This is a genomic window from Pelotalea chapellei, from assembly GCF_018531195.1.
In the GTDB taxonomy this organism is placed as follows: domain Bacteria; phylum Desulfobacterota; class Desulfuromonadia; order Geobacterales; family Pseudopelobacteraceae; genus Pelotalea; species Pelotalea chapellei.
The window spans coordinates 186,165-210,738 of sequence record NZ_JAHDYS010000001.1 but is presented as its reverse complement, the minus strand read 5'-3'; the positions used below and the strand labels follow the sequence as shown (position 1 = coordinate 210,738).

17 protein-coding genes are annotated in these 24,574 nt (G+C 52.3%); 7 read left to right on the top strand and 10 right to left on the bottom strand.

Features of this window, described 5'->3' with window-relative positions:
* Positions 1-246: 246 nt before the first annotated feature.
* Positions 247-804 (top strand): Tll0287-like domain-containing protein, encoded by a 558-nt coding sequence (locus KJB30_RS00970; protein ID WP_214296051.1) that lies wholly within the window; start codon positions 247-249, stop codon positions 802-804.
* 272 nt (positions 805-1,076) lie between these two features.
* Here the strand turns inward: KJB30_RS00970 and KJB30_RS00965 are convergent, their stop codons facing one another.
* On the bottom strand, positions 1,077-1,286 hold the full coding sequence (locus KJB30_RS00965; protein ID WP_214296050.1) for a hypothetical protein: 210 nt from the start codon (positions 1,284-1,286) through the stop codon (positions 1,077-1,079).
* Between the two features lie 85 nt (positions 1,287-1,371).
* Positions 1,372-2,517 carry an L-dopachrome tautomerase-related protein gene (locus KJB30_RS00960; RefSeq protein ID WP_214296049.1) on the bottom strand — a complete coding sequence of 382 codons (1,146 nt, stop codon included), beginning with the start codon at positions 2,515-2,517 and terminating at the stop codon, positions 1,372-1,374.
* Between the two features lie 219 nt (positions 2,518-2,736).
* Between KJB30_RS00960 and KJB30_RS00955 the strand changes: the two genes are divergently transcribed.
* A complete protein-coding gene (locus KJB30_RS00955) occupies positions 2,737-3,483 on the top strand; it encodes a PRC-barrel domain-containing protein (protein ID WP_214296048.1) in 747 nt (248 codons plus the stop codon).
* A 179-nt stretch (positions 3,484-3,662) separates the two neighbouring features.
* Here KJB30_RS00955 and KJB30_RS00950 read toward each other — a convergent pair whose 3' ends face one another.
* From KJB30_RS00950 to KJB30_RS00940, 3 genes are read right to left on the bottom strand one after another with little or no spacing between them, the layout of a single operon-like run.
* The gene (locus tag KJB30_RS00950) at positions 3,663-5,162 is read right to left on the bottom strand and encodes a BON domain-containing protein (protein WP_214296047.1); all 1,500 of its coding nucleotides are present in this window, start codon (positions 5,160-5,162) and stop codon (positions 3,663-3,665) included.
* A gap of 25 nt (positions 5,163-5,187) precedes the next feature.
* The gene (locus KJB30_RS00945; RefSeq protein ID WP_214296046.1) at positions 5,188-6,585 is read right to left on the bottom strand and encodes a DUF2254 domain-containing protein; all 1,398 of its coding nucleotides are present in this window, start codon (positions 6,583-6,585) and stop codon (positions 5,188-5,190) included.
* Positions 6,582-7,580, bottom strand: a complete 999-nt coding sequence (locus KJB30_RS00940; RefSeq protein ID WP_214296045.1) for a mechanosensitive ion channel family protein — start codon at positions 7,578-7,580, stop codon at positions 6,582-6,584. Before KJB30_RS00940 ends, KJB30_RS00945 begins: the two co-directional genes overlap by 4 nt.
* 310 nt (positions 7,581-7,890) lie before the next feature.
* Here KJB30_RS00940 and KJB30_RS00935 point away from each other — a divergent pair, with 310 nt between their 5' ends.
* The gene (locus KJB30_RS00935; protein ID WP_246545406.1) at positions 7,891-11,835 is read left to right on the top strand and encodes an SDR family oxidoreductase; all 3,945 of its coding nucleotides are present in this window, start codon (positions 7,891-7,893) and stop codon (positions 11,833-11,835) included.
* Between the two features lie 107 nt (positions 11,836-11,942).
* Positions 11,943-14,573 (top strand): glycoside hydrolase family 15 protein, encoded by a 2,631-nt coding sequence (locus KJB30_RS00925; protein ID WP_214296044.1) that lies wholly within the window; start codon positions 11,943-11,945, stop codon positions 14,571-14,573.
* Between the two features lie 226 nt (positions 14,574-14,799).
* Here the strand turns inward: KJB30_RS00925 and KJB30_RS00920 are convergent, their stop codons facing one another.
* The 4 genes from KJB30_RS00920 to KJB30_RS00905 form a co-directional block, all read right to left on the bottom strand.
* Positions 14,800-15,177, bottom strand: a complete 378-nt coding sequence (locus KJB30_RS00920) for a BON domain-containing protein (protein ID WP_214296043.1) — start codon at positions 15,175-15,177, stop codon at positions 14,800-14,802.
* Between the two features lie 67 nt (positions 15,178-15,244).
* A complete protein-coding gene (locus tag KJB30_RS00915; RefSeq protein WP_214296042.1) occupies positions 15,245-15,607 on the bottom strand; it encodes a SpoIIAA family protein in 363 nt (120 codons plus the stop codon).
* A 145-nt stretch (positions 15,608-15,752) separates the two neighbouring features.
* Positions 15,753-16,997 (bottom strand): cation:proton antiporter, encoded by a 1,245-nt coding sequence (locus tag KJB30_RS00910; protein WP_214296041.1) that lies wholly within the window; start codon positions 16,995-16,997, stop codon positions 15,753-15,755.
* Between the two features lie 62 nt (positions 16,998-17,059).
* Positions 17,060-18,553, bottom strand: coding sequence for a BON domain-containing protein (locus KJB30_RS00905; protein WP_214296040.1), 1,494 nt, complete (start codon positions 18,551-18,553; stop codon positions 17,060-17,062).
* 208 nt (positions 18,554-18,761) lie between these two features.
* Here KJB30_RS00905 and KJB30_RS00900 point away from each other — a divergent pair, with 208 nt between their 5' ends.
* Positions 18,762-22,310 (top strand): DUF748 domain-containing protein, encoded by a 3,549-nt coding sequence (locus KJB30_RS00900; protein ID WP_214296039.1) that lies wholly within the window; start codon positions 18,762-18,764, stop codon positions 22,308-22,310.
* A 197-nt stretch (positions 22,311-22,507) separates the two neighbouring features.
* On the opposite strand, the gene KJB30_RS00895 is transcribed toward KJB30_RS00900, so the two are convergent.
* Positions 22,508-23,053, bottom strand: a complete 546-nt coding sequence (locus tag KJB30_RS00895; RefSeq protein ID WP_214296038.1) for a MarR family winged helix-turn-helix transcriptional regulator — start codon at positions 23,051-23,053, stop codon at positions 22,508-22,510.
* 174 nt (positions 23,054-23,227) lie between these two features.
* On the opposite strand from KJB30_RS00895, the gene KJB30_RS00890 reads away from it, so the two are divergent.
* Complete coding sequence (locus KJB30_RS00890; protein WP_367618901.1) at positions 23,228-24,184, top strand: IclR family transcriptional regulator; 957 nt, start codon at positions 23,228-23,230, stop codon at positions 24,182-24,184.
* Between the two features lie 61 nt (positions 24,185-24,245).
* Positions 24,246-24,557: a DUF485 domain-containing protein gene (locus KJB30_RS00885; protein WP_214296037.1), complete on the top strand. Its 312-nt coding sequence runs from the start codon at positions 24,246-24,248 to the stop codon at positions 24,555-24,557.
* Positions 24,558-24,574 lie beyond the last annotated feature (17 nt).

Here is a 24,574-nt window from a genome sequence, read left to right as displayed (position 1 = left end):
TTTTGTGCATATGCACATTATAAATGGGAGGTACAGTATAAAAGTGAGTTTTACAGTGTTAGAGAATCAGGGATTGGAGAACTAGGAGTAATAGGTATTTCAGCTTTGTGGTGATATTTGCCGTGGTGGATATGATTACCTCCGAGTTATTGACGATCGAAAACAGCGATAAAATACACCAGCATGCCGGATATGCCAGGCTTGAGTTGAATCTGTCTTAGCCACTTTAAAGGAAGGAGATGTGCTATGAGAAATTCTAGTCTTTTAGCTATTACCGTAACGCTGCTGGTGACATCGGTGGCATCAGGGGCTGCCGAGGACAATTCAAAACAGCCTGTCGCAGCTAAAGCGATCGGCCAACTGGGCCATGAGATGCGTAAAAAGCTGACCGAAAGCCTGCACAAAAATGGTCCTGCTGGTGCGATTGATGTCTGCGCAAAAGATGCCCCGGCTATCTCAAACCGTATAGAGAACGAGCTGGGTGTAACGATCAAACGCACCTCACTGCAGGTGCGAAATCCTCAAAATTCTCCTGATGCAGCAGAGCTACAGCTGCTGGGGGTTTTGGCTGCTGCGCACAGCGCCGGTGAGAAACTTCCCCAGGGCGTTACCGTGTTCCCACACAATACCCGTCGTTTCTACAAGGTGATTATGATGGAACAGACCTGTCTTAAATGTCACGGTGATTCAACGACGATGAGCGAAGTTGTTCGCAAGGAACTGGCCACGTTATACCCGGAAGACAAGGCTGTGGGCTATAAGGAAGGCGATTTCCGTGGGATTATCAGTGCTACAGTAAAATAGCGCTAGGGGTTATCGAGCGGCTCAGTGCCCGCATTGAGAAAGGTGGTGTGACACTATGGACTCATCTAAAGAGCAGCAAGCTATGGCGTCTGCAAAGACCGGTATTCATAATTGACAATGGTGGGGGCAGTTCATCTATTTGAGCATTCGTTCCTCTGGTTCATACACCACAACGATCACTCCAAGTTTTTTGTTAAACCCATGATCGGCGATGCAGACATCAACGATCCGCGGCATGGTTCGCCAGCGGCTCCTGCCACCGATAATGCCGGTCACCGCATCAAGCAGATGCCTGCGGCACCCAGTGCCGCATCAGGTATCGGCAGCAGATGAGATATGGATGAAGTCAGAATTCTGCGACTGCCGCTGCCGAATAAAGGTTCCCATATGCTGGAAATGATATTCATCTGAAACAGGGAAAGATATCCGGCAATGGCAAAACCTGCCAGCGCCAGTAGTACTATTGGTACGCGCTGCTGCAATGATTAAGGGTTTTAGTCCCATCCGTCCGGTATTCCGCCCATGATCAGTCACCTGCGATATATTTGGGTCCCGCGGCAGATACTTTTAAAGCAGAGGCAACAGTACTTTGTACAGTTTGTACGGCAGAATCCGCCGGTCGTTGCCCTCGTTGAACCGCGGCATCTTGTTGATCTGTGAATCGGTGAAATAGAGCAGGTTGCCGGGAGAGATGCTCATGCTGTCAGGCCACTGGAGCCGTTCATCCTTCACGATCGTGGCCAGTCTCCCGTCTTTGCCGAGACGCTTGATCGCCTTCTCCTCCGGAAGTGTCAGGTACAGGTCGCCATTTTCGGCGATCAGCATGCCATCCACCAAGCCGGTTTCAGCAACTTTTTCTACCTTGCGGGACACCTCTTCCGGAGTATGAATAGGATCTCTCAGATAAACGGTCTCGATCCGGTAGAGGCTCCGAGCGGTTAGGGCATGGTAGTACAGATAATTGTTATCAGGACTGAGCGCGATACCATCGGCATGAATTTGTGGCGGTTGTCCATTTTCTCCCAGCAGGTTGCGGCCGTCAATCACCGGAACATATCCCGCTTCGGCCCTGGTGGAAGGATGGCCATCGAGAATACGCCTGCTGGTACCGTCTGAAAGGTCGGTAACTATAATGGCTCCAGTTCCTGAATCGCTTATGTATGCTAACTGCCTGATCGTATCGATGCGCACATCATTGAGGTAACTTTCCGGCCGGATGATGGGGGTATCAAAATGAATCACCTGTTCCACCCTGTCTCCGGCCAGGTTGACCTTGATGAGTTTGGCTCCCCCCTTAACCACCCCTTTAAAAGAAGGAGATGCAGGGTCCAGAATCCATAGATTGTCCCTGTCATCAACAAAAACGCTCTGGACGCAGATGAAATGTTTGCCGGATTGAGAATCGACCTGATTTCCAGCACTGTTCCAGGCAAGGTCGGGGTATGGACGAAGCGAGCCATCAGGCAACACTTCAACAACCGAGTGAAGAGGTCTTTTACCCCACTGTGGAAAAGAGACGAAAAGCCGGGCTTGGGAAGAAACTGCAATTCCGGTGGGTTGATCCTTGAAACTGGCGTGCACAAGCAGAAAATCACGAACTGTCGGCAAGGAAACACCATTGCTGGGTGGCGGCGTATAACAACCGGACAACACACAAAATGCCAAGATTGAAAGTACCAGCCTTAGACCAAGGATTGTAGTTTTGACAGCCATTTTCACCTCTATCTGCAACCTTGCAACCTGTTTATGAGACATTGCGGCATTTGTGTGTCGAGACACTAAAAGCCTATATCAGCGGTTATTGAAGTCAAGGCCGGCATGGTGCGCAGTCATTTGGTTTTCAGGCCGGGTTTATGAGCAATTTGTGGTTATCCTGTGATGTGGGATACTTAAGAGTGGATACAGATTCATCTTCTTACAAAGGAGACGGAAATGACACGCTATAGATTTAACGCAATCAAGGGGAATACTCTGCGGGCTGTGGATGGAGAAATAGGGAATGTATGGGACCTGCTCTTCGAGGATGCGGCTTGGAAAATCCAATATATGGTGGCTGACACCGGAAACTGGCTGCCAGGGCGAAGAGTTCTGCTTCTCCCCTCTGTGCTTAAAAAACCGGATTGGAAAACAGGTGACCTTCCGGTAGATCTGACCCGTGAACAGATCAAAAACAGCCCTGACATCAATACTGATAAACCTGTTTCTCTCCAGATGCAGGAGAAACTGGTGGACTACTATGGATGGCCGTCGCTGCAACTCTATCCGTACTGGCCGTTGGCGGGTGAATATGTCTCCCCTCCTACGCTTAATCCGGCGATTCCTCTGCCAACGGAACCTCCGCCCGGTGAACCGCTGCTGCGGAGCTGCCGAGAGATCCTCCGGTATTCGATAGAGGGGAGGGACGGCGAAATCGGCAGTGTAGACGATATTATCATCAACACAGTGGACTGGAAGGTGTCGTTGGTTGTGGTGGAAACCGGAGGTTGGCTCACTGGCCGGAAAATTCTTTTTTCGCCATCGGAAATACGCAAAATCAGCTGGAGCGACAGATCGTTGCTGGTACATCTTTTCCGCGAGCAGGTACAGGGCAGTCCTGAATATGTCGCTGATGACCCCATTGATGCGGAGTTCGAAAAGAGGCTTCAGGAATATCACGGCCTACCACCACGCGGGCCATGAAATAGGTCGGGGCAGCGGGTACATTGACGGCAGTCCTACAAGCCTTGAAGCCTTTATGGCTTGAGCTGGGCCTGTGAAATAGTGAGAGCATATGGTAAGCGGGGCTTTCGCGTCGAAAGTTTCTGATGTAAAAAAACATTAGTGCGCCCCAAAGAAAACCTGGCTGCTTCTGAATCCTGTTATTCTATTTTCAGTTTATTGATTACGAGAGTTGCACCGCCATTCAATGCGTCTTTTGCCGCTGCTTCTTTTGCATATTTCGAATCTACCGTTCCAGTGAGAGTGACTGTTCCTTTGTCAACCGATACTTTAATCTGGTCTGCATCGAGAAATGGATTCCAGAGAAGTTGTTTTTTGACTTTTTGAAGAAGAAGTATTTCATTGTTCCAGTTACCTTTTTGTGATGTTTGATCCCCTAAGAGATAAATATAATTACTGTCTACATAAGGATCATAAAGATAGGGAGTCGTGTCTAAAACAACGAGGCCGTTTTTTACATCAACAACACCTCTTATGTGGGATGCCATTAATTCGGCTTCGTTTTTCTCAAAATGGTTGTCAACAGCTCCAGACAGATAGGCAATGCCTCCCACAACGCCGACGGCAATTTTATATCTGGCGAGCCTGGAATTTTTGGACAAGGCATCTCGAATGTAATCTGCGATCCTGGCATCCTGGATTTCCTGATTCGGATTGACTTTCAACCGGTTTTGAACTGCCCTGACACCATAGGTATTCCGGCTGTCTTCTTCCGCTGCTCTTTTGGAGGCCAGTGTTTCTACGACACCTCGCAAGATAACGATCCGTTCCTTGACCTCGACGCTTACTCTGAATTGATTGGTGCGAAGATCCACAAGCAGTGCCATTTCCACGGCTTTTCTTATTTGTTCATCAGTTACAACGACATCTTTACGCTGATCGCCAGGTTTGGGCACCGTCACATCGAGTTTGGCAGCATCGATGTCCTTTACACCTCTTACCCGGGCAAGATTCGATGCCCTTGCTTTTTCAGCGGCACTGCCGACCGAACCGCTTAATGACACCCGTCCATTCTCTACATTCACCGCGATCCTGTCACGGGCCACCAGCGCATCCCATCTGAGTGCCTCCACTACATCATACATAATATCCTTGTCAGAGCGAGATTCGGGGAATCGTATCATCAGCTTGTCCCTGACCTCCTTGACGCCATTTACCGATTTTGCAAGTTTTATTGCAATATCCCGCTCCGGCCACGACTGAACATCCCCGGAAACTTCCACGATGGCATTATTAGTTTCCACCGTCAGACGTCGTGCGGCAAGCGCGGGATTTCGACTGATCAACATACTGACATCGTTCTGGATTTCTGCATCGGTGCGCCGGACTGGTGTAACCCTGATAGTATTGATCACCGACTTGACCCCCCTGACAGTCTGGGCCAAACGGAGGGCACGCTCTTTTTCCACAATAGTGTTAACCGTTCCAGTCAGTGTGACTATGCCAGAAAGGGTTTTGATATTGATTCGGCTCAAAGGCACGAACCGGTCCACTGCGATTTTGTCTTCGACAGCGTCCGTTAAGCTCTGATCTGCAGGTTCCTGAGCCGCAGAGAGGCAACAGGGGGTATTCAGCATGCTCGATAACAGGAGGGTGGAAAGCACGAGCAGAATGAGACTTGTTTTTGGGAAAGCAGCCATTGCGCTTCTCCTTTACTGAATTCGATTAGGATTTTCCTTGTTTAGCCGTGAAGATTGAATCCTCTTTTAAACCTGCCGAACAGAAGTATCCTTTTGCGCCAGTGCTTTCTATCGTTGCAAAACATTTGGATCGGATTCCCGCAAAAGCCTCCTCTTCCTTCAAACCCTTGGAGGCTGTTTTAAGTATCAACTCGGCATGATGCTGCAAAACCTGCAGGTCTTCCTCCCGGCCTACATGACTGGCGACGGCTCCTATTGTATCCAGAAGACTGTTCAGAACCGCAGCGTTCGACCTGCCATAATGCCGAATCTGATCAAAAGAGCTATCTACCAGTTCTGAAAAGGTCACCGGAAAGGCTATCACTCGAAGCGCACCCTTTTTATCGTAACGAAAAGGTGAAGGTATGGACCGGTCGGCAACGCGGCGAAGCCCCTGACCGAGGTGATCGATGCAGATTATTGCGGTGAAGGGATCATTGATTCCGGGAGACAATGATCTGACTGCTACTTCGACAATCTGGCTGAAGACGAACTCTACATCCTGGGTTGTTGTTCGTTGTGGCCCCAGCAACAGAGATTCGTTAATTGCGCTTTCCACCTCCTCATTGACAGATCCACCTGGTTGTACAAAAGCAATTTCATCTCCTTTACCCACAAATTTGCCCGGCCTCTTCAGCATTTGAACGACAAGCCCATTCTCTTGTGCCGTACGGAGCAGCAGATCATTGTCCACTGCTTTTATGTACCCGTATTCCACTGAGCGAACAGGTGCGTTATCCGCATTTTCAACAAATTTATTCCAGTGCGTGTCGGGTTCGGTCTCATTGACTGTGCCGAGTCGTTCGGGAAAAATCCGGTCAACCGCCTGCTCAAGATCCTGGCTGACGGCAAAAATCATATTGGAAGCCTGAATGAAGGCTGAAACATGGTGGATAAAATAGATCAGGACCCCGAGGCTGCACATTGCGAGAATACATGCCATGGAAACGGAAAGATGAGGCACGAACGTGGTTCTGTCTGTGCCGCGAATCGTCCTGAGGGTGAGCAGGCAGAAGATGAACGTTGAGATGAAGGTGCCGAGAACAACCTGGTTGCCGGTATCGCGCATGAAGTTGCGGAGCACGAAAGGACCAAACTGCTGAGAAGCGAGGGTGAGAGCAACAATGGTAATCGAAAAGGTGACACCAGCTATGGTGATCATGGACCCTGCAACAACTGCCAGTACTTCTCGCGCCCCATCCGGTCCCCCGGTGAAGACCCAACCGAGTTTGTAAACGAGTTTTTTATCGAGATTGGTATCGAGGGTCTGCAGGGCCGCATAAAGCGCTGTCGAGGCAATTGCCATTATTGTTGGGACAAACCAATAGCTTGTACGGAGGGTGTCCCACAGATCGCTTAATTTTACCAGACCCGGAACTTTCATCGTGGCTCTCGCGGGTGCGCTGCATTCTCGTCCTTGGGTCTGAACAGGGTGGTTTCCCGAATGGTTCGAGCCAGGCCGGAGGGGCGAGGAGCAGGTTCCATTCCCACCGGCCAACCCTCACGCTGTCGCTGCCTGTCTCCATCCGTTTCCTCCGTCTGGTCATGGAAAAGGATCTGCTGTGTCGGAAAGGGAGTGTCCACCCCATGTTCCTTGAGTTTCTTCTTTATGGTCGAAAGCACGGCATCACGCGCATCCAGCGCATCAGCGCGGCGCGGAGGTGAAATCCACCATCGTGCGCGTATCGTAAGGCTGGAAGGCGCAAATTCCATGACGAGAACGTCAGGAGCAGGCTCTTTCAGCACCCCGTCTGTTTCATGCATTGCCTCAAGCATCAGGCGCTTTGCCAACTCCACATCGTCTCCATACCCGATACCAATATCGTATTCAATCCGCCGTTCGTCAAATGCCGTATTCACAACTACTTTTTCGGTGAAGAGGTTGGAGTTGGGAATGACCACCCGTCTTCCGTCGTAGGTTCTGATGAATGTGGCGCGGGTCTGGATGTCTTCAACGGTTCCCTCATAGTTGCTGGTTACAATCTGGTCTCCTATCCGGTAGGGATGAGTAAGCAGTATCAGTATTCCGGCGAGGAAGTTCTGGAGAATGTCGCGGAAAGCAAAGCCGATAGCCACACTCCCGATGCCGAGCAGCTCAATGACATCACCCGGTTTGAAGGTCGGCAATGCGACTGAAAGTGCGATAAGAGTGCCCACAAGCAATACCAGTCCCTGGGCGATGCGTCCCATGGCGATGCCCGCACCCCGCATGTGGCTGCGCCGTTCGGTGGCTCTCTTGACAAGGGATTTAGTCATTTTACCGATCATGTAAAAAATGACGAAGGTAACAAGAGACAGAGCAATGGAGGGGAGGGCGGCGGCAAACCCTTTGGCTATTTCCTGGAGTCGCTCCAATGCTATCGTGAGAGCCTTTCCCATTTCTATCCCCTCTTTCGTCTGTTCATTGGACCGTCTGGTGCCATTGTCACTGTTCGATAAAAAGTGTAAGCCACGCACCGGAAATATCAATGCTTCCCTCTATTCTGCCGCTTAAATTGACAGCTCCTCCCCACCATTTAAACTTGATGCAGCAAATCTAGTTCAGGCGCAAAAGGAGATAGCATGGCAACGACTAGCGATTATCTAGTACAGCGCCTCCATGAGTGGAGTGAAACAGGACAGGGACTGGCACTGCGGGAGGATGCTGCGCAGCAATACGAGGTGTGAAGGAGCACGGTCGGGAGGAGGCATGTCAAAAACCACTGAAAGTGCGAAGTTGGTCAATACCACCCTGAACCCCGGAGCGCTGGAAGCTGAACTTCGATCTGCAATCGACGGAGAGGTTCGTTTCGATGCCGGTAGTCGGGCTCTCTACTCAACAGATGCTTCCAATTACCGGCAGATCCCGATTGGCGTTGTCATCCCGAAAACTATCGAGGCCGTGGTCAAGACCCTCGAGACCTGCCACAAGCACGGCGCTCCCGTAGTGTCCCGGGGAGGAGGCACCGCACTCTGCGGACAAACCTGCAATGTTGCCGTTGTGATCGATCATTCCAAATACCTGAACCAGATTCTCGAAATCGACTCGGACCGAAAGATCGCCCGGGTGCAAGCGGGGGTGATTCTCGACCAGCTGCGCGAGCAGACCGAAAAGCACCATCTCACCTACGGCCCCGATCCGGCCACTCACACCCACAATACATTCGGCGGCATGATCGGTAACAACTCGTGCGGTATCCATTCCGTAATGGCCGGCAGGACTGCAGATAACATTCTTGAGATGGAGATCATCACTTACGACGGCATCCGCATGACCGTCGGTCCTACCAGCGATGAGGAACTGAAACGAATCATCGCTGCCGGAGGCAGACGCGGCGAGATCTTCGCCGGGCTTCGGGATATCCGTGACCGCTATGCGGAGCAGATTCGCCGGCGTTATCCGAGCATTCCTCGTCGCGTGTCGGGATACAACCTAGACGACCTGCTGCCTGAAAACGGATTCAACGTTGCAAGAGCGCTGGTCGGAAGCGAAGGGACCTGCATAACCGTTCTTGAGGCGACGGTACGTCTGGTACACAGCCCGCCGGTACGCTCGCTGCTGGTGCTGGGCTATCCGGATGTATTCTGCGCCGGAGACGACGTACCCGCCATCATGGAATTCGGCCCTGTGGGTCTCGAGGGGCTGGATGACCTGCTCGTGGATTTCATGAAGAAAAAGCACCTTCATCCCCAGGACATTCAGCTTCTGCCCGACGGCCAGGGCTGGCTGCTGGTGGAATTTGGCGGAGACAGCAAAGAGGAATCGGACGGCATCGCCCGTCAAGCGATGGAGAAGCTGCGTCAGCGTGAGAAGCCCCCCTCCATGAAGCTTTTCACCGACGAACAAGAAGAGAAGAAGGTGTGGGAGGTGCGTGAATCAGGTCTGGGAGCCACGGCAAACGTACCTGGCATGCCGCTGGCCTGGCCGGGATGGGAGGACGCGGCCATACCTCCGGACAATGTGGGTGAGTACCTGCGCGAGTTCCGCAAGTTGCTCGACAGCCATGGGCTGATCGCTTCGCTGTATGGTCATTTCGGCCAGGGCTGCATCCATTGCCGCATCTCCTTCGATCTCTTCACTCACAAGGGTATCCAGAATTACCTGTCGTTCATCGACAAGGCCTCCGACCTGGTCGTCAGCTACGGCGGCTCGATTTCCGGCGAGCATGGGGATGGGCAATCCAAGGCTGTTCTTCTGAAAAAAATGTATGGCGATGACCTGGTAGATTGCTTTCAGCAGTTCAAATCGTTGTGGGATCCGGAGTGGAAGATGAATCCGGGCAAGGTCGTCGAGCCGTACCGCCCCGATGAGAATCTGCGGCTCGGTACCGACTACAATCCCTGGCAACCGGAAACTCGCTTTCAGTTTCCAAAGGATAGGGGAAACTTCCCCCGGGCCACTCTGCGTTGCGTGGGGGTCGGCAAATGCCGCCGCACCCATGATGCTTTCATGTGTCCCAGCTTTCTGGCCACCCGGGAAGAAAAACACACTACTCGCGGTCGGGCTCACCTGCTGTTCGAAATGTTCAGGGGTGATTTCATTTCCGATGGCTGGCACAGCAAGGAGGTGAAGGATTCACTGGAGTACTGCCTCTCCTGCAAGGGCTGTAAGACTGACTGCCCGGTTGACGTGGACATGGCCACCTACAAGGCTGAATTTCTGTATCACCATTACCGGCATCGCCTGCGTCCGCTTCCAGCCTACTCCATGGGACTGATCGGCATCTGGGGGGCACTCGGAGCGAAGGTGCCGGAGCTGGCGAATTTTATGGGGCATGCCCCGATCGTCAGCCGGATCACTAAGGCGCTGGGTGGCATTGCCCACCAGCGCCAGATGCCGCGATTCGCCGAACAGACCTTCACCCACTGGTATCACACGCACTACCGTGCAGTTGGCACAACCAAGGTGGTGCTCTATCCCGATCCCTTCAACAACTATTTTTTTCCCGAAACGCTCCGGGCCGCATTGAACGTTCTAGGCCACTACGGCTATCAGGTCCTGATCCCCGAGTATGTTCCACCAGCTGTGCGTCCCCCCTTGGATTACGGCATGCTCGACTATGCCCGCCGCCAGATAATCGAGGCGGTGGAACTGCTCGAGCCGTTCGTCCGGGAAGATATCCCGGTGGTGATTCTGGAACCAAGTACCGCGGCAATCTTCCGCGACGAACTGCCCGAAATGTTCCCTCAGCACGAGGATGGACGACGGGTCACCCAGCTGACAATGCTGCTCTCGGAATTCATGGTGCGGGAAAAACTGCCGTTACCGCAATGGCCAGGCAGGGTGATTTATCATGGGCATTGCCATCAGAAAGCGGTGCTCGATCCCCAAGCGGCGCACCAGATTCTTCAGGAAATGGGGATGCAGGTCGAGGAGCCACAGAAGGGCTGCTGCGGCATGGCAGGCTCTTTCGGATTTGAAAAGGGCAAGTACGATATTTCCATGGCGATCGGAGAGATGAAGCTGCTTCCGGCGGTAAGAGAGGCTTCGTCCGAGACATATATTGTCGCTGACGGTTTCAGCTGTCGAACTCAGATCATGGAAGGGACCGGGAAAAAGGTGCTGCACCTGTCGGAACTGTTGCAGCAGGCAATGAAAATAACTTCAAGGAGCACCTCCATGTCATCAAAAGATAGCAGGGTAGTCGTCATAACCGGTTCATCCGCTGGCCTTGGTCGCGCCACTGCCCATGCCTTTGCACGGGAAGGGGCACGCATCGGCCTTATATCCCGCAATCGCGAACGGCTTGAGGCTGCACGGGCGGAAGTTGAAGCTTTGGGAGGTTCGGCGATGATTCTCGTTGCGGACGTCGCAGACGCAGAACAGCTGGAACTGGCCGCATCACAGGTAGAGCAGGAATTCGGACCCATTGATGTCTGGGTCAATAACGCGATGACCTCCGTGTTTTCCCCTTTTTCGGCAGTGACTGCCGATGAATTCCGGCGTGTTACCGAAGTAACCTATCTCGGCGTCGTCTACGGTACCATGGCGGCGCTGCGTCGCATGCTGCCGCGCAAGCAGGGAATAATCGTGCAGGTGGGATCGGCACTGGCCGAGCGCAGCATACCGCTGCAAGCTGCCTATTGTGGCGCCAAGCACGGTATCCGCGGTTTTACCGACTCTATCCGCTGTGAACTGCTGCATGAGAAAAGCCCTGTGCATATCACGATGGTGCAGCTTCCTGCCATGAACACACCGCAATTCAACTGGGTTAAGTCCCGGTTGCCCAACAAGCCTCAACCTGTGCCCCCGATCTTCCAACCGGAAGTGGCTGCCGACGCAATCGTATGGGCATCCAGAAACCGGCGACGTGAGATCTATGTAGGAATTCCGACGGTAAAGGCGATGTGGGGCAACAAGTTCTTTGCCGGGTTGCTCGACTGGTACCTGGCAAAAACGGGCTATAAATCACAGCAGACCGACCAGCCGGAACAGCCTGACCGTCCTTCCAACCTGTGGGAAACGGTGCCGGGTGATTTCAATGCCCATGGTGATTTCGATGCGATATCGAAATCATGCAGTCCGGGTATGTGGTTTGTAAAAAACAAGTGGCTGATCGGCGGAATAGCAGCTGGATGTGCTCTTACCGCTGCTCTGGCAATTAGCAGCAGGCCCAAGCGAGGATTCAGCAGGTTGGGAATCTGTCGAACTTAGGAAGTCGTAGCAGTTGATAGACCTTTTCTCGCGCAAAGCCGCAAAGACGCCAAGAGAATCACCGGCACCTTTCTAGACTCACTACCAGTCTCATAAGGTCGAGAGCGATGTACAAAAAAATCAGCGACTATGGAATCATCGGTAATCTGCATTCAGTCGCTCTGGTTGGCAGAGACGGCTCGATCGATTGGATGTGCCTGCCGCATATCGACTCGCCGAGTATATTCGGGGCCATTCTCGACGCCGACGACGGCGGATATTTTTCCATATCCCCGGATGGTGAATGGGACTCGGTGCTGTCGTACCTGGAAGATTCGAATGTATTATTTGGTAAATTCCGAACCAGGACCGGTTTCTATACGTTGACTGATTTCATGACCGTGCCTGCCGATGAAGGCCGGACCTGTGAACAGGGGGGATGTGTGCTGGTGCGTCTCCTTCATGTGCAGCGCGGAAACGTACGGGTGCGCGTGAGATTCGAGCCGCGTTTTGACTACGGGCGCATAATTCCGCAGGTGACCATCTTTCCTGGCCACGGAGTCGTGGCTGCCGGAAATGGGGAGTATGTCGCCCTTTCGACCACAATGAATCTGGAAGTACAGGAAGCAGCAGCAGAGGGCATCTGGGAGCTAAATGAAGGGGACCGGGTGGCTTTGCAATTGCGATATGGAGCCAGGGAGCCGGATCAACTCTCAGAGAAACAGGCCGAGGAGCTTCTGCTGGACACGCTCACGTTCTGGCGCACCTGGTTGAACAGGAGCGGTCCCGGGTTTTTCAATGATCTGGGAGCTCATCGGAAGCAAGTGGTCCGCTCGCTACTGGTGCTGAAGCTTCTGTATTACCGGCCCCACGGGACCATGGCAGCTGCAGCCACCACATCTCTTCCCGAAGTTATCGGTGGGGTGCGCAACTGGGATTATCGCTTTTCCTGGGTACGCGACACCTCCATGGCGCTTACGGCCCTTTTTCAGGTTGGGCATGTCAAAGAAACGGAAGGATACCTTGGCTGGCTCAACGAGATCATTCTCAAGAGCAAAAGAAATAGTCTACAAGTGATGTACCGCCTTGATGGTTCGGAAAATATTACGGAAGAGATCCTGCCCCATCTGGAGGGGTTCCGCGGCTCGCACCCGGTGCGAACAGGCAACAATGCTGTGTCGCAGAAGCAGTTTAGCATCTACGGCCATGTACTGATTGCGGCGCACCTGCTCGTAGAGCGGAACAGGACCATTGATGCAGAGATGTGGCATGGCCTGCGGCTGATGTGCGGTTTCGTCATGAGTCACTGGCGCGAACCTGACTGGAGCATCTGGGAGATGCGGAGCAACCCCCGGCACTTTGTACATTCCAAGGTGATGTGCTGGGTTACATTAGACAGATGCATCCGGATTGCCGAAATCACCGGTGCAGCAGGTGACCTGGAACAGTGGGAAAAAGCACGTGATGAAATCGGACGGGAGGTAATGTCCAGGGGATGGGACAGCAAGCGACAGGCATTCGTACTGCACTACGATTCGGATGCGCTGGATGGCAGTAGCTTTCTGATGTCGATGAGCGGCTTCATTTCCTTCAATGATCCTCGAATGCTGGCAACGGTGGAGGCGGTACGGGTAGATCTTGCAGAAAAAGGCTTCATATACCGCTATCTGGCCGACGATGGCTTGCCGGGGAGTGAGGGCACTTTTATGGCATGTACCCTCTGGCTGATCACTAATCTTGCCCGACAGGGGGAGATCGAGGAGGCAGAATTGCTGCTGGCCAGAGTGGACGAGGTTGGCTGGCCTCTGCACCTTCTGGCCGAGGAGTACGATCCGACATGGCAGGAGCAGCTGGGCAACTATCCGCAGGCCTTCAGCCATGAAGCTTATATTACCGCAGCCATGGCCATTGCCGATGCCAAGGGTGAACTGCGGATCAAGCGGCCATTACAGGAGAACGTGATTCTGCCGGGTGAAGGTGAGGAACATGGTGTTCCTTCACCTCCTCTGCCGGATGAAGTGGCGGATATTCTGGATCAGGCGATCATAAGCCTAAATGAATTTCAGGCTGATGCAGCGCGTGCCACAACTCCTCTGGTCGAGCGCCTGGGAAGCCTGCTGCGGAAAATGCATTCCTTTGATCCTGCCGGGCTGGAAGAGAGGGAGGAGAAAATTAGTTTCTGGAGCAACCTGTTCAATATCCTGGTACTCCACAACATCTTGGCCCTCAACGTACGCGAATCGGTAAAGGAGATTCCCTGGTTCTACAAGCGGATCAGCTGCCGGGTCGGCAGCCAGTTCTTCAGTGCCGACTGTATTCTTAACGGCATTCTGCGAGGCAACCGGCCCGGCCCCGGGAGACTGGACCTGCCGCTTCCCTCCGGGGACCCGCGACTTTCCCAATCGATACGGCCATGCGACCCACGCTTGCTCTTTGCCCTCTCGACCGGGGCGTTATCCTCTCCGCCGATTACCGTGCTGCGGCCTGCAACGCTGCACGCCGATCTTCAGGCAGCTGCGGAGAGTTTTATTGCCAATCACGCGGAAATTGATGAACAGCACAAAAAGATTGTACTGCCGAGATTATTCAAGTGGTACGACGACTTCGGCAAAACTGCCCATGATAAAGCTGTTTTCGTTGCCCAATTCCTGGAAAAGGACCTAGCCAGAAGTATCTCCGAACATCCCGAATCGTTTAAGCTGGAATATATGGATTACGATTGGAGGGTCAGGTTTCGTGAGCCACATGCTACGCGATAGGCTTTTTTCCCTTCCGGCATGGTCAGAACCACTGTCGTAAGAGTTTCCTTTGCAGCCATCAGGCTTAATCTCTTAGCGTCATTTGTGGCTTTGCGTAAGGAAAGGCCTTTTAACCGCTCTCTCGCTCGCTTCGCTTAAGGCGCCAAGGCGCGGAGAAAAATGACCTCCAAGTGGCAGTTTCATCACCACAAGAATCACTCGTATTTTCCCGATTGAATCTGGCGCCTCAGCGCTGATCCGGTTTAACCTCCCGGCAGGTCGGGGAGACCGTTATGCGGTCGACCACATCAATCACCCCTTGCACCCTGAATGCGGTTAATGCAGCTTCGGCTCGTTCAGCTTCGCTGTTTACCGTTCCGCTTAGCAGAGCAATGCCGTCGTTTACAATCACGGTGATGATCCGGCCGCGCAGTGACTGGTTTGTAGTCAGGGCACGCCGGATCTTTTCCGCAAGTTCGGAATCCTCTCTGATACTTTTCGCGTCCTGCCTCGGTTCCTTTGCCTGCAGGGCGCCGGCACCCTCTGCAATCCACAGGCACATGCAGAACAGGACCAGGCACAGCTGGCGGATTCTCCTGGAATGTGATGCGATATTTTCTGTCATTGCAACCTCATGCCTGTGCCTGCCGCGGCTATGGCACAGCCCCTCCATCCCGACCGGAAGAGAGGCATTACTCACTCACCCACGTCTTTGCTTCCGGCAGTTTCTGATTTTCAAACACCTTGACCGGGCAGGGGATGATGAAAGAGAAAAACCTGACTGCGTTAATGAACCAGTGCACGTCGGAAACTACGGCAATTTTATCGAATGAGGTCCAGTGCTTTGCACCAACTCTGGCGTCATCCCACACAGCTTCGGCCGTAAGACCGGAAAAGGCCGGTCCGGCTACGTACAGCAGGCGAATTTTCTTATGATGTTTCAGCTTGTTCTCCACCAGCGGGATCAGTATGTTGTCATAATCTTCTCCCGTTACGGTGCCTTGAGCGTCCACTGCCACTACATTTTCCGGTAATCCTTCAATAACTTTTAACATAGATCACGGCTCCCATCTGAACCCGCCTCTTCCAGGCGGACTCCCTTGTTGGTGGTAGATCATTTTTTCATGCCACGCTGCCGATATCTGAAGCAAGGATACGACAGACGTTGAAAGGAATCTCATTTCTAACTACGCCCATGTTTTAAATCCAACCGCTTCTCTGCCACGCAGCAAGATGTTTCAAGGTGGTACCCTGCACGAGAATTGAGAAGGCCACGACAGCGTAGGTGGCGAAAAGCAGAGTGCCACGTTCAGGCACATCCGGCAGGGATAGTGCCAAGGCAATTGGAATTCCTCCTCGCAGCCCGCTCCAGGTCATGATTGGTACGGTCCCGGGTACCAGTTCTCCCCGGCAGCGCAGAAAGAAGCTGATCGCCCCGACGGAAAGCAGTCGTGCCAGCAGGACCAGCGGCACTGCGATGGCAGCTGCAATGACATCAACCTTGTTGAGCCGGGTGACGATTGCCAGGATCTCCAGCCCGATCAGAGTGAACAGGATGGAATTCAGCAGCTCTTCGACGAACCCCCAGAACCGGTCCAGACTTTCCCGGGTCCGCTCCGACATGGCCAGTCTGCGGCCGGGTCCGCCGATCAACAGACCTGCCATTACCATTGCCAGCGGTCCGGAAACCTCTATGTTTTTTGCCAGGGAATAGCCGCCGCTGACCATGGCCAGTGTGATAATTATCTCCAGCTGGTAGTTGTCGATGCTCTTCATCATCAGGTACCCAAGCCACCCGAGCAGTGCGCCAAACACCAGCCCGCCTCCTGTTTCGCGCAGGAACAGCAGCAGTATTTCTCCCGCATGGACATCTCTGGCTTCGATCAGGGAGAAGAGCGACAGGAACAGCACGATTCCAATGCCGTCGTTGAAGAGTGCTTCTCCTGCGATCTGTGCATTGAGGCGGTCCGGAATGCCGTGGTGGCGCAAGATTGGCAGTACTGCCACCGGGTCAGTGGGAGAAATCAGTGCACCGAAAAGAAAGCAGTAGATGGGGCGAATGTGCAGGTCGAGCAGATTTGAGCCCCACAAAAACAGGCCGCCGATAACGCCCATGGAGATCATCACGCCGGCTGTGGCATATACTGCTATGTCCAACTTCACATTCAGCAGTTCCTCATTCTTGACGAACAGTGCGCCGGCGAAAATGAGGAAGCTGAGGATGCCTTGCAGCATCAGCACGTTGAAATCGATATTGGACAGCAGCAGTTGCGCCGGCTTGATAGTGTCGATGCCGAATACCAGCAGCAGCATCAGGGTTACAGAGAAAGTCAGGCTTTGCAGCATCAGCGAGATGGTCAACTGCAGGTGCAGGACGTGGTAGTTGATGAAGGCAAAAGCCGCTGTCAACGTGGTCAGGATTCCGATCATATCGAGGATATGCACAGGTACCTCCTGTCGCTGATTGAGCCCTGAATACCTTCCCGCTGACTGATGGATACAGTTTCTTATTTTACCTTCAATTCATTAACGACGACGGATGCACCTCCATCAAAAGCATTTTTTGCCGCCATTTCCTTTTCGTAATTTGAATCGACGGTTCCTGTCAGAGTAACCACCCCGTCCTTGACAGTTACCTTAACCTGATCGGCGTCAACAAAAGGGCTCCAGTAAAACTGGTCGCGGATGTCCTGGCGAAGTTGCGCCTCATTCTTTTTTGCCCGCTCGGATGCTGGACCACTCAGATCATAGAAGATGAAATAGTCGACAAAAGGATCATAGACAGAGGGAGCAGCGGGATTCCTCACGGCAAGTCCGTTTACCACGTCAATAACACCTGTCACTGTAGATGCGGCGAATTCCGCCTCTGTTTTCTGATAGGAAGCATCAACAGTGCCCGAAAGATAGGCAACATTACCTATGACACTGACTCCGATCTGATAGCTTTCTACCAGCGGATCGGCAGCCAAAGCCTCTCGGACCCTCTTGGCTACGCTCGCATCATCCAGTTCAAGGGTCGGTTGGACTTTCAGCCTGTTTTTTACGGCAATAATTCCACGCGTGTTCATGGCATCCTGTTTCGCGGCCCGCTTTGCCTCCAGTGTTTCCACCGTACCGCGCAGGGTAGCTACCCGCCCGGTCACATCGACGGAAATTTTGTAGGTGCTGGTGCGCGGATCAACCTGCAGAGCATTCACAACAGCCTGTTGTATCTGAGCATCAGTAACCATCGGCTCTTCCGGTTGCTTGCCAGCAGGAGACGTTACTTCGAGTTCCGAAGCATCAACTTTCTTGACGCCGGCTACGGAGGCAACCCTCTTTGCGCGGGATTTCTGGGCTGCGCTCACGACGGAGCCGGTCAGTTTCACCGTTCCGTCGGTAACCTTGGCAGTAATCCGGGAATGTTTCAGAAGTGCATCCCATTTCAGGGCCTGAACAACATCGTCCAGTATTTCAGGATCGGAACGCTGTCCGGCAAACCTGATACTGATAGCATCCTTTACATCCCTGACGCCTTTGACTGCCTCCGCCATTTTCAGCGCCAGGTCTCTCTCGGTCCAGGATTGAACGTCTCCCGAGATGGTCACGACTCCATTTCTCACATCGGGGCTCAGATTACGTGCCTTGATGGCAGGATTTCGGAGAAAGGCCTTCTCGATATCCTTCCTGATCTCGACATCGTCCCGGTTGATGGTCTTTACCTGGATCAGATTGACAACCGATTTCACTCCCCTGAGAGATTCAGCCAGACGGAGCGCCCGCTCCTTGGCCAGCAGGGTGGGAACGGTTCCCGACAGGGTGACCACCCCTGCCTCGGTCGTAACCTGCAGCCGACTTACCGGCACCGCGCCATCGGCCTGGATCTTGTCCTCGACAGCATCGGCAATTTCCTGGTCCGAGAGAGGTTGGGCTGCCTGAAGCGGTGGCGAAATCAACATGCCCCCCAGAATCATCCAAAATATCAGCATCATGATCATGGTGCTCGTACTACGAGTATTCATGGTTCGTCTCCTTTCATCCTGATGATCTGATCTTCATCCTTGTGCCGCGCTTCGTTTCAAACCCTCTTTGAAAAAGCCTATAACGAAATCAGGTGATGTCAAAAGCGATGCCGGTTCCTTTCAGTTAGCCTGCAACATCAGCCCCTTTGACTTCATCATGGTTCCAGCTACCATTGATAATGACTCCTGCTCGTGGGTAGAGGTGAGTATGAAGACGTTGAAAGTGGCTGGAATAGCGATATTGCTGGTCATCCTTCTGGCTCTTGCGTTTGCCGCCTTCATTTTGCCCGGGATGATGCGCGATCGCGCTGTGGCTCGAATTCAGGAAATGACGGGACGTCCTGTTTCGATTTCCGGAGTGACGATAAATCCGCTGACTCTCACCATGCAGATAGGCAAATTCGAACTCAAGGAAAAGGGTGGCTCTGCCACTTTCGCTTCTTTCTCCAGCGCCACAGTTTCAGCGAGTGCCGGTTCCATCCTCAAGGGAAGGGCGATCATGGACGGTGTTCGCCTCGTCGCGCCTTATCTGCATGTGGTCCGTACCGACAAAGGAACCTATAATTTCAGCGATATCATCGAACGACTGAAGGAAGAGGCAAAACAGCCTGCACAAAAAAAGGAAAAGATGCGTTTTTCAGCATCTGATATTTCACTGGTCAATGGTGCCGTTGACTTTATCGATCATGGCGCCCCGAGAGGCACGGTCAACCACACCATCCGCAGCATTGACCTTTCCATTCCCTTTATCAGTAATGCCGGCAAAGAATCCGGACCTGCGGCCACTCTCAAGGCAAACGCCATTATAAACGGCTCTCCACTCAAGGTGACCGGTACAGGCAGGCCCTTCGCTGACGCGCCGTCCGCTTCGCTGCACGCTACGCTCGATGGTGTCAACGTCCCCTTTTATCGTGAATATATCTCTCCTGATATGCCGGTAGTGCTTACCTCCGGCAATCTCTCTCTTAATTGTGATATTGCCTATACCGGCCACACGGCCAGCAGACCCTTGATCAACATCAGCGGCAGTTTAACGCTGAAAGATCTTGTACTGAAAGATTGGCAACAGCAACGAATGCTCGTTCTCCAGCGGCTCGTCGGTGATCTCGGCTCTACGGATCTGGGGGCGCGCATCGTCAATTTCGATCTATTGGCCATGAATTCGCTGAAATTGTATGTTTCACGTACCCGGCAGGGAGATTGGAGTTTCCGCAGACTGGCGGATGTAATAGGTGCCATGAAAAGCTCCGGCACCATCGTGCGAGCGGCTCGGGTCCGGATACGGGATGGATCCATTCATTTTCAGGACCGTTCTGTCTCCCCTGCGTTTAAGGCAGACCTTGAGAATGTCGCGCTCAAGGCGGAAGAATATTCCACTGAACCGGGCAGCATGAGTCCAATCCGGGTTTCATTCCGTACGGGAAAAGAAGAACATGCGATGGTATCCGGTACGGCCTCCTTAAAGCCGCTGTTCTTCAATGGCAAGTTCTCTGCAAGCGGTATCAGTCTTGCCGATTACTATCCGTATCTTTCCGACTATCTGACCGCTCCCATTAAGGGAACAGTTGAATCTTCGGCAGGGGTCCTTTTCGACAAGAAACAGGAAAAACTGCAGGTAAAGAATGCGGATGTTACGCTTACCGACCTCTATGCCCCTTTTGGTGATGGGGATTTTGCCCGTATCAACAAGGTCGGCATCCGGGATGGATCCTTCAGCCAAAGCGAAAATAGCGCCGAGTTGAGCGGTGTCACTTTTTCAGGCGGCACGGTCAAGGTTTCACGCAAGCGGGATGGAACTCTGACAGTAATGAATCTTCTCAAGGATCAGCAAAGCCGCCGGGGACCACAGGCTGACAAGGGACGCAAGCAGAACCAACTGCACTATCTGGTTAAAAATGTCAGTGTCAACAATCTGGACCTCGCGTTCCGGGACAGAGCTCTTCCCTCCGTGCATCCGGCAGAATTCAGATTCAACAACATCTCGGCGGGTGTTTCCAATGTCTCCGACTTTAATTCGAAGAAGATGCCCTATCGCTTTTCAACGCGCTACGGTTCGGACGGGAGCATCAGATTTTCAGGCACTGTCAGGCCTCAGCCATTTGAGCTGAAAACCCGTGCAGAGGTGAAAAATCTTGTTCTGACTGATTTTGTACCCTATGCCGCCAACAAGCTGAACGTGACTATGAAAGACGGAAAATTGGGTGCTGACATCACGGCCGATATTTTCAAAAAAGGAAAACAATTCGACGGTTCCTATGCGGGAAGCCTCCAGCTGAGCTCCCTTCGATTGCAGGATCCTGTCGACCGCAGCAACCTGTTGTTATGGGAGATGCTGCGTCTCGATGATGTGCAGGGGACGCTACAGCCGCTGACGGTGAATGCTGATCGGGTGCTGTTGAGTGAATATTACGCAAACGTTGTGATCAACCAGGATGGCAGCATTAACTTCCGCCGTCTTTTGCAGAAAACACCGCACGATACGGAAGAACAGACATCTGCAAAGCCGGAGACGAAACCGGGACCCGCTGTCAGCATCGGTGCGGTTACGCTGCAGAACGGAGTGCTCGACTTCAAGGACTATTCCCTTGATCCCCGGCATTATGCCACCAGATTCGTGCGGCTGGGGGGAAGGGTCAGCGGGTTGTCGTCAAACCCGGTTACCCGGGCCGATGTTGACCTGCGGGGCGCTCTCGAAAATGAATCCCCTTTGAGAATCTGGGGGAAGATGAATCCTCTGGCAGATCCCCTTTATGTTGATTTGAGGGTTGATTTCGACAACATCGCGCTTCCGCGCCTTTCCCCTTACTCAGCCAGATATCTCGGTTATCGTATCGAGCAGGGAAAATTGCGGGCAACGCTTGATTACAAGATCGAAGACAAGCAGGTGCAGGCCAGTAATCGAATTCTTATCGACCAGCTCTTTTTTGGGCCAAAGGTGGAGAGTGGGCAGGCAGTGAAACTCCCCGGGCCGGTTTCGGTGCCTGCGGCAGTGGGACTGCTGAAAGGCCCCAAGGGACAGATCGAACTGGATGTGCCGGTGGCGGGGAGTACGGAAAACCCGGATGTATCAATGGGCGATGTGGTCTGGAAAGCTGTTAAAAATGCCTTCAGTGGTCTTTTCAGAAAGATATTTTCCCGGCCATTTTCCTTTTTGTTCGGCAGCAGGGGCGAAGAGTTCAGGATTATTTATTTTGATTACGGCAGTTTGGCACTTTCCGGCGAGCAGCAGCAGAAACTGACCGGACTGGCACAAAAAATGGCAGAGCGGCCGGAGTTGAAGCTGGATGTCACCGGTTATGCCGACCGCATCATGGACGCGGAAGGGTACCGGCGCTATCTGCTGCATGAACGGATGCGGATGGCCAAGTTTCTCGACCAAATGAAAGGACCCAAAAAGGTGCCTGAGTCGGGACATGTTCCGGATAATATCCAGATCACTCCTGAAGACAGGCATGAATATCTGAAAAAGGTGTATGAACGGGCCGATTTCGCACGGCCGAGAGACGCTTCAGGAAGCCTGAAGGAACTGCCCGATGAGGAAATGCGCAAACTGTTGTTGGCTTACATAGCGGTCGGCGACCAGCAGCTTGAAAAACTGTCACGACTACGCTCGCAAACGGTGCGGGATTTCCTTTCGGGCTCCGGGAAGGTGAACCCTGCCCGGCTCTTTCTGAGAATTGGAGACCCGTTCAAAAAACCGGATGAGCAGGTGAAAAGCAACGCCCGGGTGGAATTCAGTCCGGCCGCTAAAAAATGAATTGACTGACGCAGCAATACCACGGAATCGGTACTGGGCATGGAAGAAAAAAACACCAGTCTTTCAGGGCACCATGAACCTGTTTCTGCAAGGAAATATTTTGTGTGGAAGGGGAGGGGAGGGCTTCACCATTAGCATCCTGACGCTGGCGCTCAAAATCATCGGCTCTTGGTACAGGTAATTACGTCACATAAGCATCACGAGTGTGGCCGATCGACAGATTCCTTGGCCGGATGATTTTTATTGGTGATTTGTCTGCGTTTGCCGGGCAGGTTTATCTCTGACGAAAGGATTAGCTGAGGGGGAATCTCTTGCGCCCCCAGAATCTCCACCAACTGATTGAGTCCTTTAGATATGTTTTCGAGTTTATCATTGGATAAGGATTCCAATCCAGAGACTAAAAGTCCTTGTGCTACTTCCGGCGATTGAGCCACCATCTCCCTTCCCTGATCGGTCAATGCAATATCAACCACTCGCCTGTCTTTGGTTGACCTGGTACGTTCAACAAGCCCCCTCTTCTCGAGGCGGTCGAGGATTCCCACAACAGTAGCTGGATGCAGATACATTTTTCGAGCAACGTCGGAAACCTTTATCGGCGAAAATTCCGCCACCACCTTTATTGCCCACAGTTGAGGTCCCGTTAATCCCGTTTCATGCTCGGCTTTTTTTGACTGCTCATTCACGACTTGGAATACACGTCGCAGATTATCGATTATACCCGCAACCAATCCAGGTGTTTTCATAATTATCCTTCCAGGAATATTCCTCTGTCTTAAACCCAGGCAATCTCAACGGTTTCATCTCAATACCACATCAATACATTTAATTCCAGCTTATACCGGCTCTGATGCTTGCAGGTCATCCATGAAAACCAGTGAACTCTCAAACGGTAACTTGAAATTTATCTAAGATAACTAATGGTATTTCAAGGCAAACCGGCCTTTGAAAAAATTTTAAAATTACGGCTTGCGCAGCAAATAAAAAATTGTTATACAAATACCATTGGTATGCAAATTATTTTTGCTAGAAATATTTATCAACTAAATGATTGTTGTTCCAAAGTGAGGTGTTACATGAAAAATAATGAAGCAAGCAGCCTTTATACGGTCCAGGCGGTGTCAAAGACGATAGAAATGCTGGAGATTTTGTCAGATCAAGCAGCTCCTGCAGATCTGCCTTTGTTGGCATCAAAAGTTGCCATGACCCGCAACAAGACGTTTCGATTGCTCACAACGCTCTGCGAGAAAGGGCTTGTTGAACGCGACACCAAGAGTGGAACCTATCAGCTGAGTTTTAACTCTGTTTCGCTTGCCCATAAAATGCTCCGTCAATCGCCTGTGATTAATCTGGCACACCCAATCATGGAAGAGCTGGCAAAAAAACATCATGAAGCTGTTTACATGACTGTAGCCCGCGGTGACGAAATTCTTTTTCTGGACATGGTTGATTGCGAACAACAGATCAAGGCAACCCCTCTCGTTGGCAGGAGATTCCCGTCCTTCAGCACCGCTGCCGGTAAGGTGATAAAGGCACTTGAAACAAGGGAGCTGGCAGACTGGCTTTTGAACAAGAAGCCCGGAAAGAAAAGTGGCGGCGTCGATTCGCAGCAACTTGCATCAGAACTGCTGGAAATCCGTTCAAACGGAGGAGTTTCAATAGATTGTGGTGGTCTCGGTGAAGGGATCAGCAGCGTAGCGGTTGCGGTGAGAGATTATGGCGGCGCTGTTATCGGGGCAATTACTCTCCTTGGGCCATCTTTCAGAATGGTGAAAGAGCGCATTGAAAACGAAATTGTACCGTCATTGATTGAAGGCGCAGCATTGATATCGGAAAAATTCGGATACACAACAACGGAAAAGTTAGTTTTTAACTGAACGAAAGGAGGTTTGAGAGGTTTCCCACTACCGTGTCGCATAAAAACGAAAGGAGCACATCATGGCAGAAAGACAGTATGATTGGAAAGCAATAGCCAAGAACCCGAAGTTTATTGAGCTTCACCATAAAAAAGCCGTCTTCCTTTTTGGTTGGTGGATTTTTTCCAGTGTCTATTATTTCCTGCTTCCCCTCGGAGCAGCTTATGCACCCGGTCTGTTCAAGATCAAGGTAATAGGTGCAATCAACTTCGGCTACCTCTTTGCTCTCTCCCAGTTCTTTGTCTCATGGGCACTAGCGCTGTACTATGCTCACGTTGCAAACAAGGATTTCGACCGTCTGACCAGGGAACTGGTCGAAGAACTTCATCTCTAGGTAAAGGAGGATACGAC

Bases quoted from the DNA above. Each gene is read 5' to 3' on its own strand.
- KJB30_RS00945 (WP_214296046.1), bottom strand. From the start codon at position 6,585: ATGAAAGTTCCGGGTCTGGTAAAATTAAGCGATCTGTGGGACACCCTC.
- KJB30_RS00970 (WP_214296051.1), top strand. From the start codon at position 247: ATGAGAAATTCTAGTCTTTTAGCTATTACCGTAACGCTGCTGGTGACA.
- KJB30_RS00900 (WP_214296039.1), top strand. From the start codon at position 18,762: ATGAAGACGTTGAAAGTGGCTGGAATAGCGATATTGCTGGTCATCCTT.
- KJB30_RS00940 (WP_214296045.1), bottom strand. From the start codon at position 7,580: ATGGGAAAGGCTCTCACGATAGCATTGGAGCGACTCCAGGAAATAGCC.
- KJB30_RS00925 (WP_214296044.1), top strand. From the start codon at position 11,943: ATGTACAAAAAAATCAGCGACTATGGAATCATCGGTAATCTGCATTCA.
- KJB30_RS00915 (WP_214296042.1), bottom strand. From the start codon at position 15,607: ATGTTAAAAGTTATTGAAGGATTACCGGAAAATGTAGTGGCAGTGGAC.
- KJB30_RS00885 (WP_214296037.1), top strand. From the start codon at position 24,246: ATGGCAGAAAGACAGTATGATTGGAAAGCAATAGCCAAGAACCCGAAG.
- KJB30_RS00935 (WP_246545406.1), top strand. From the start codon at position 7,891: ATGTCAAAAACCACTGAAAGTGCGAAGTTGGTCAATACCACCCTGAAC.
- KJB30_RS00950 (WP_214296047.1), bottom strand. From the start codon at position 5,162: ATGGCTGCTTTCCCAAAAACAAGTCTCATTCTGCTCGTGCTTTCCACC.
- KJB30_RS00960 (WP_214296049.1), bottom strand. From the start codon at position 2,517: ATGGCTGTCAAAACTACAATCCTTGGTCTAAGGCTGGTACTTTCAATC.
- KJB30_RS00890 (WP_367618901.1), top strand. From the start codon at position 23,228: ATGGTATTTCAAGGCAAACCGGCCTTTGAAAAAATTTTAAAATTACGG.
- KJB30_RS00920 (WP_214296043.1), bottom strand. From the start codon at position 15,177: ATGACAGAAAATATCGCATCACATTCCAGGAGAATCCGCCAGCTGTGC.
- KJB30_RS00895 (WP_214296038.1), bottom strand. From the start codon at position 23,053: ATGAAAACACCTGGATTGGTTGCGGGTATAATCGATAATCTGCGACGT.
- KJB30_RS00905 (WP_214296040.1), bottom strand. From the start codon at position 18,553: ATGAATACTCGTAGTACGAGCACCATGATCATGATGCTGATATTTTGG.
- KJB30_RS00955 (WP_214296048.1), top strand. From the start codon at position 2,737: ATGACACGCTATAGATTTAACGCAATCAAGGGGAATACTCTGCGGGCT.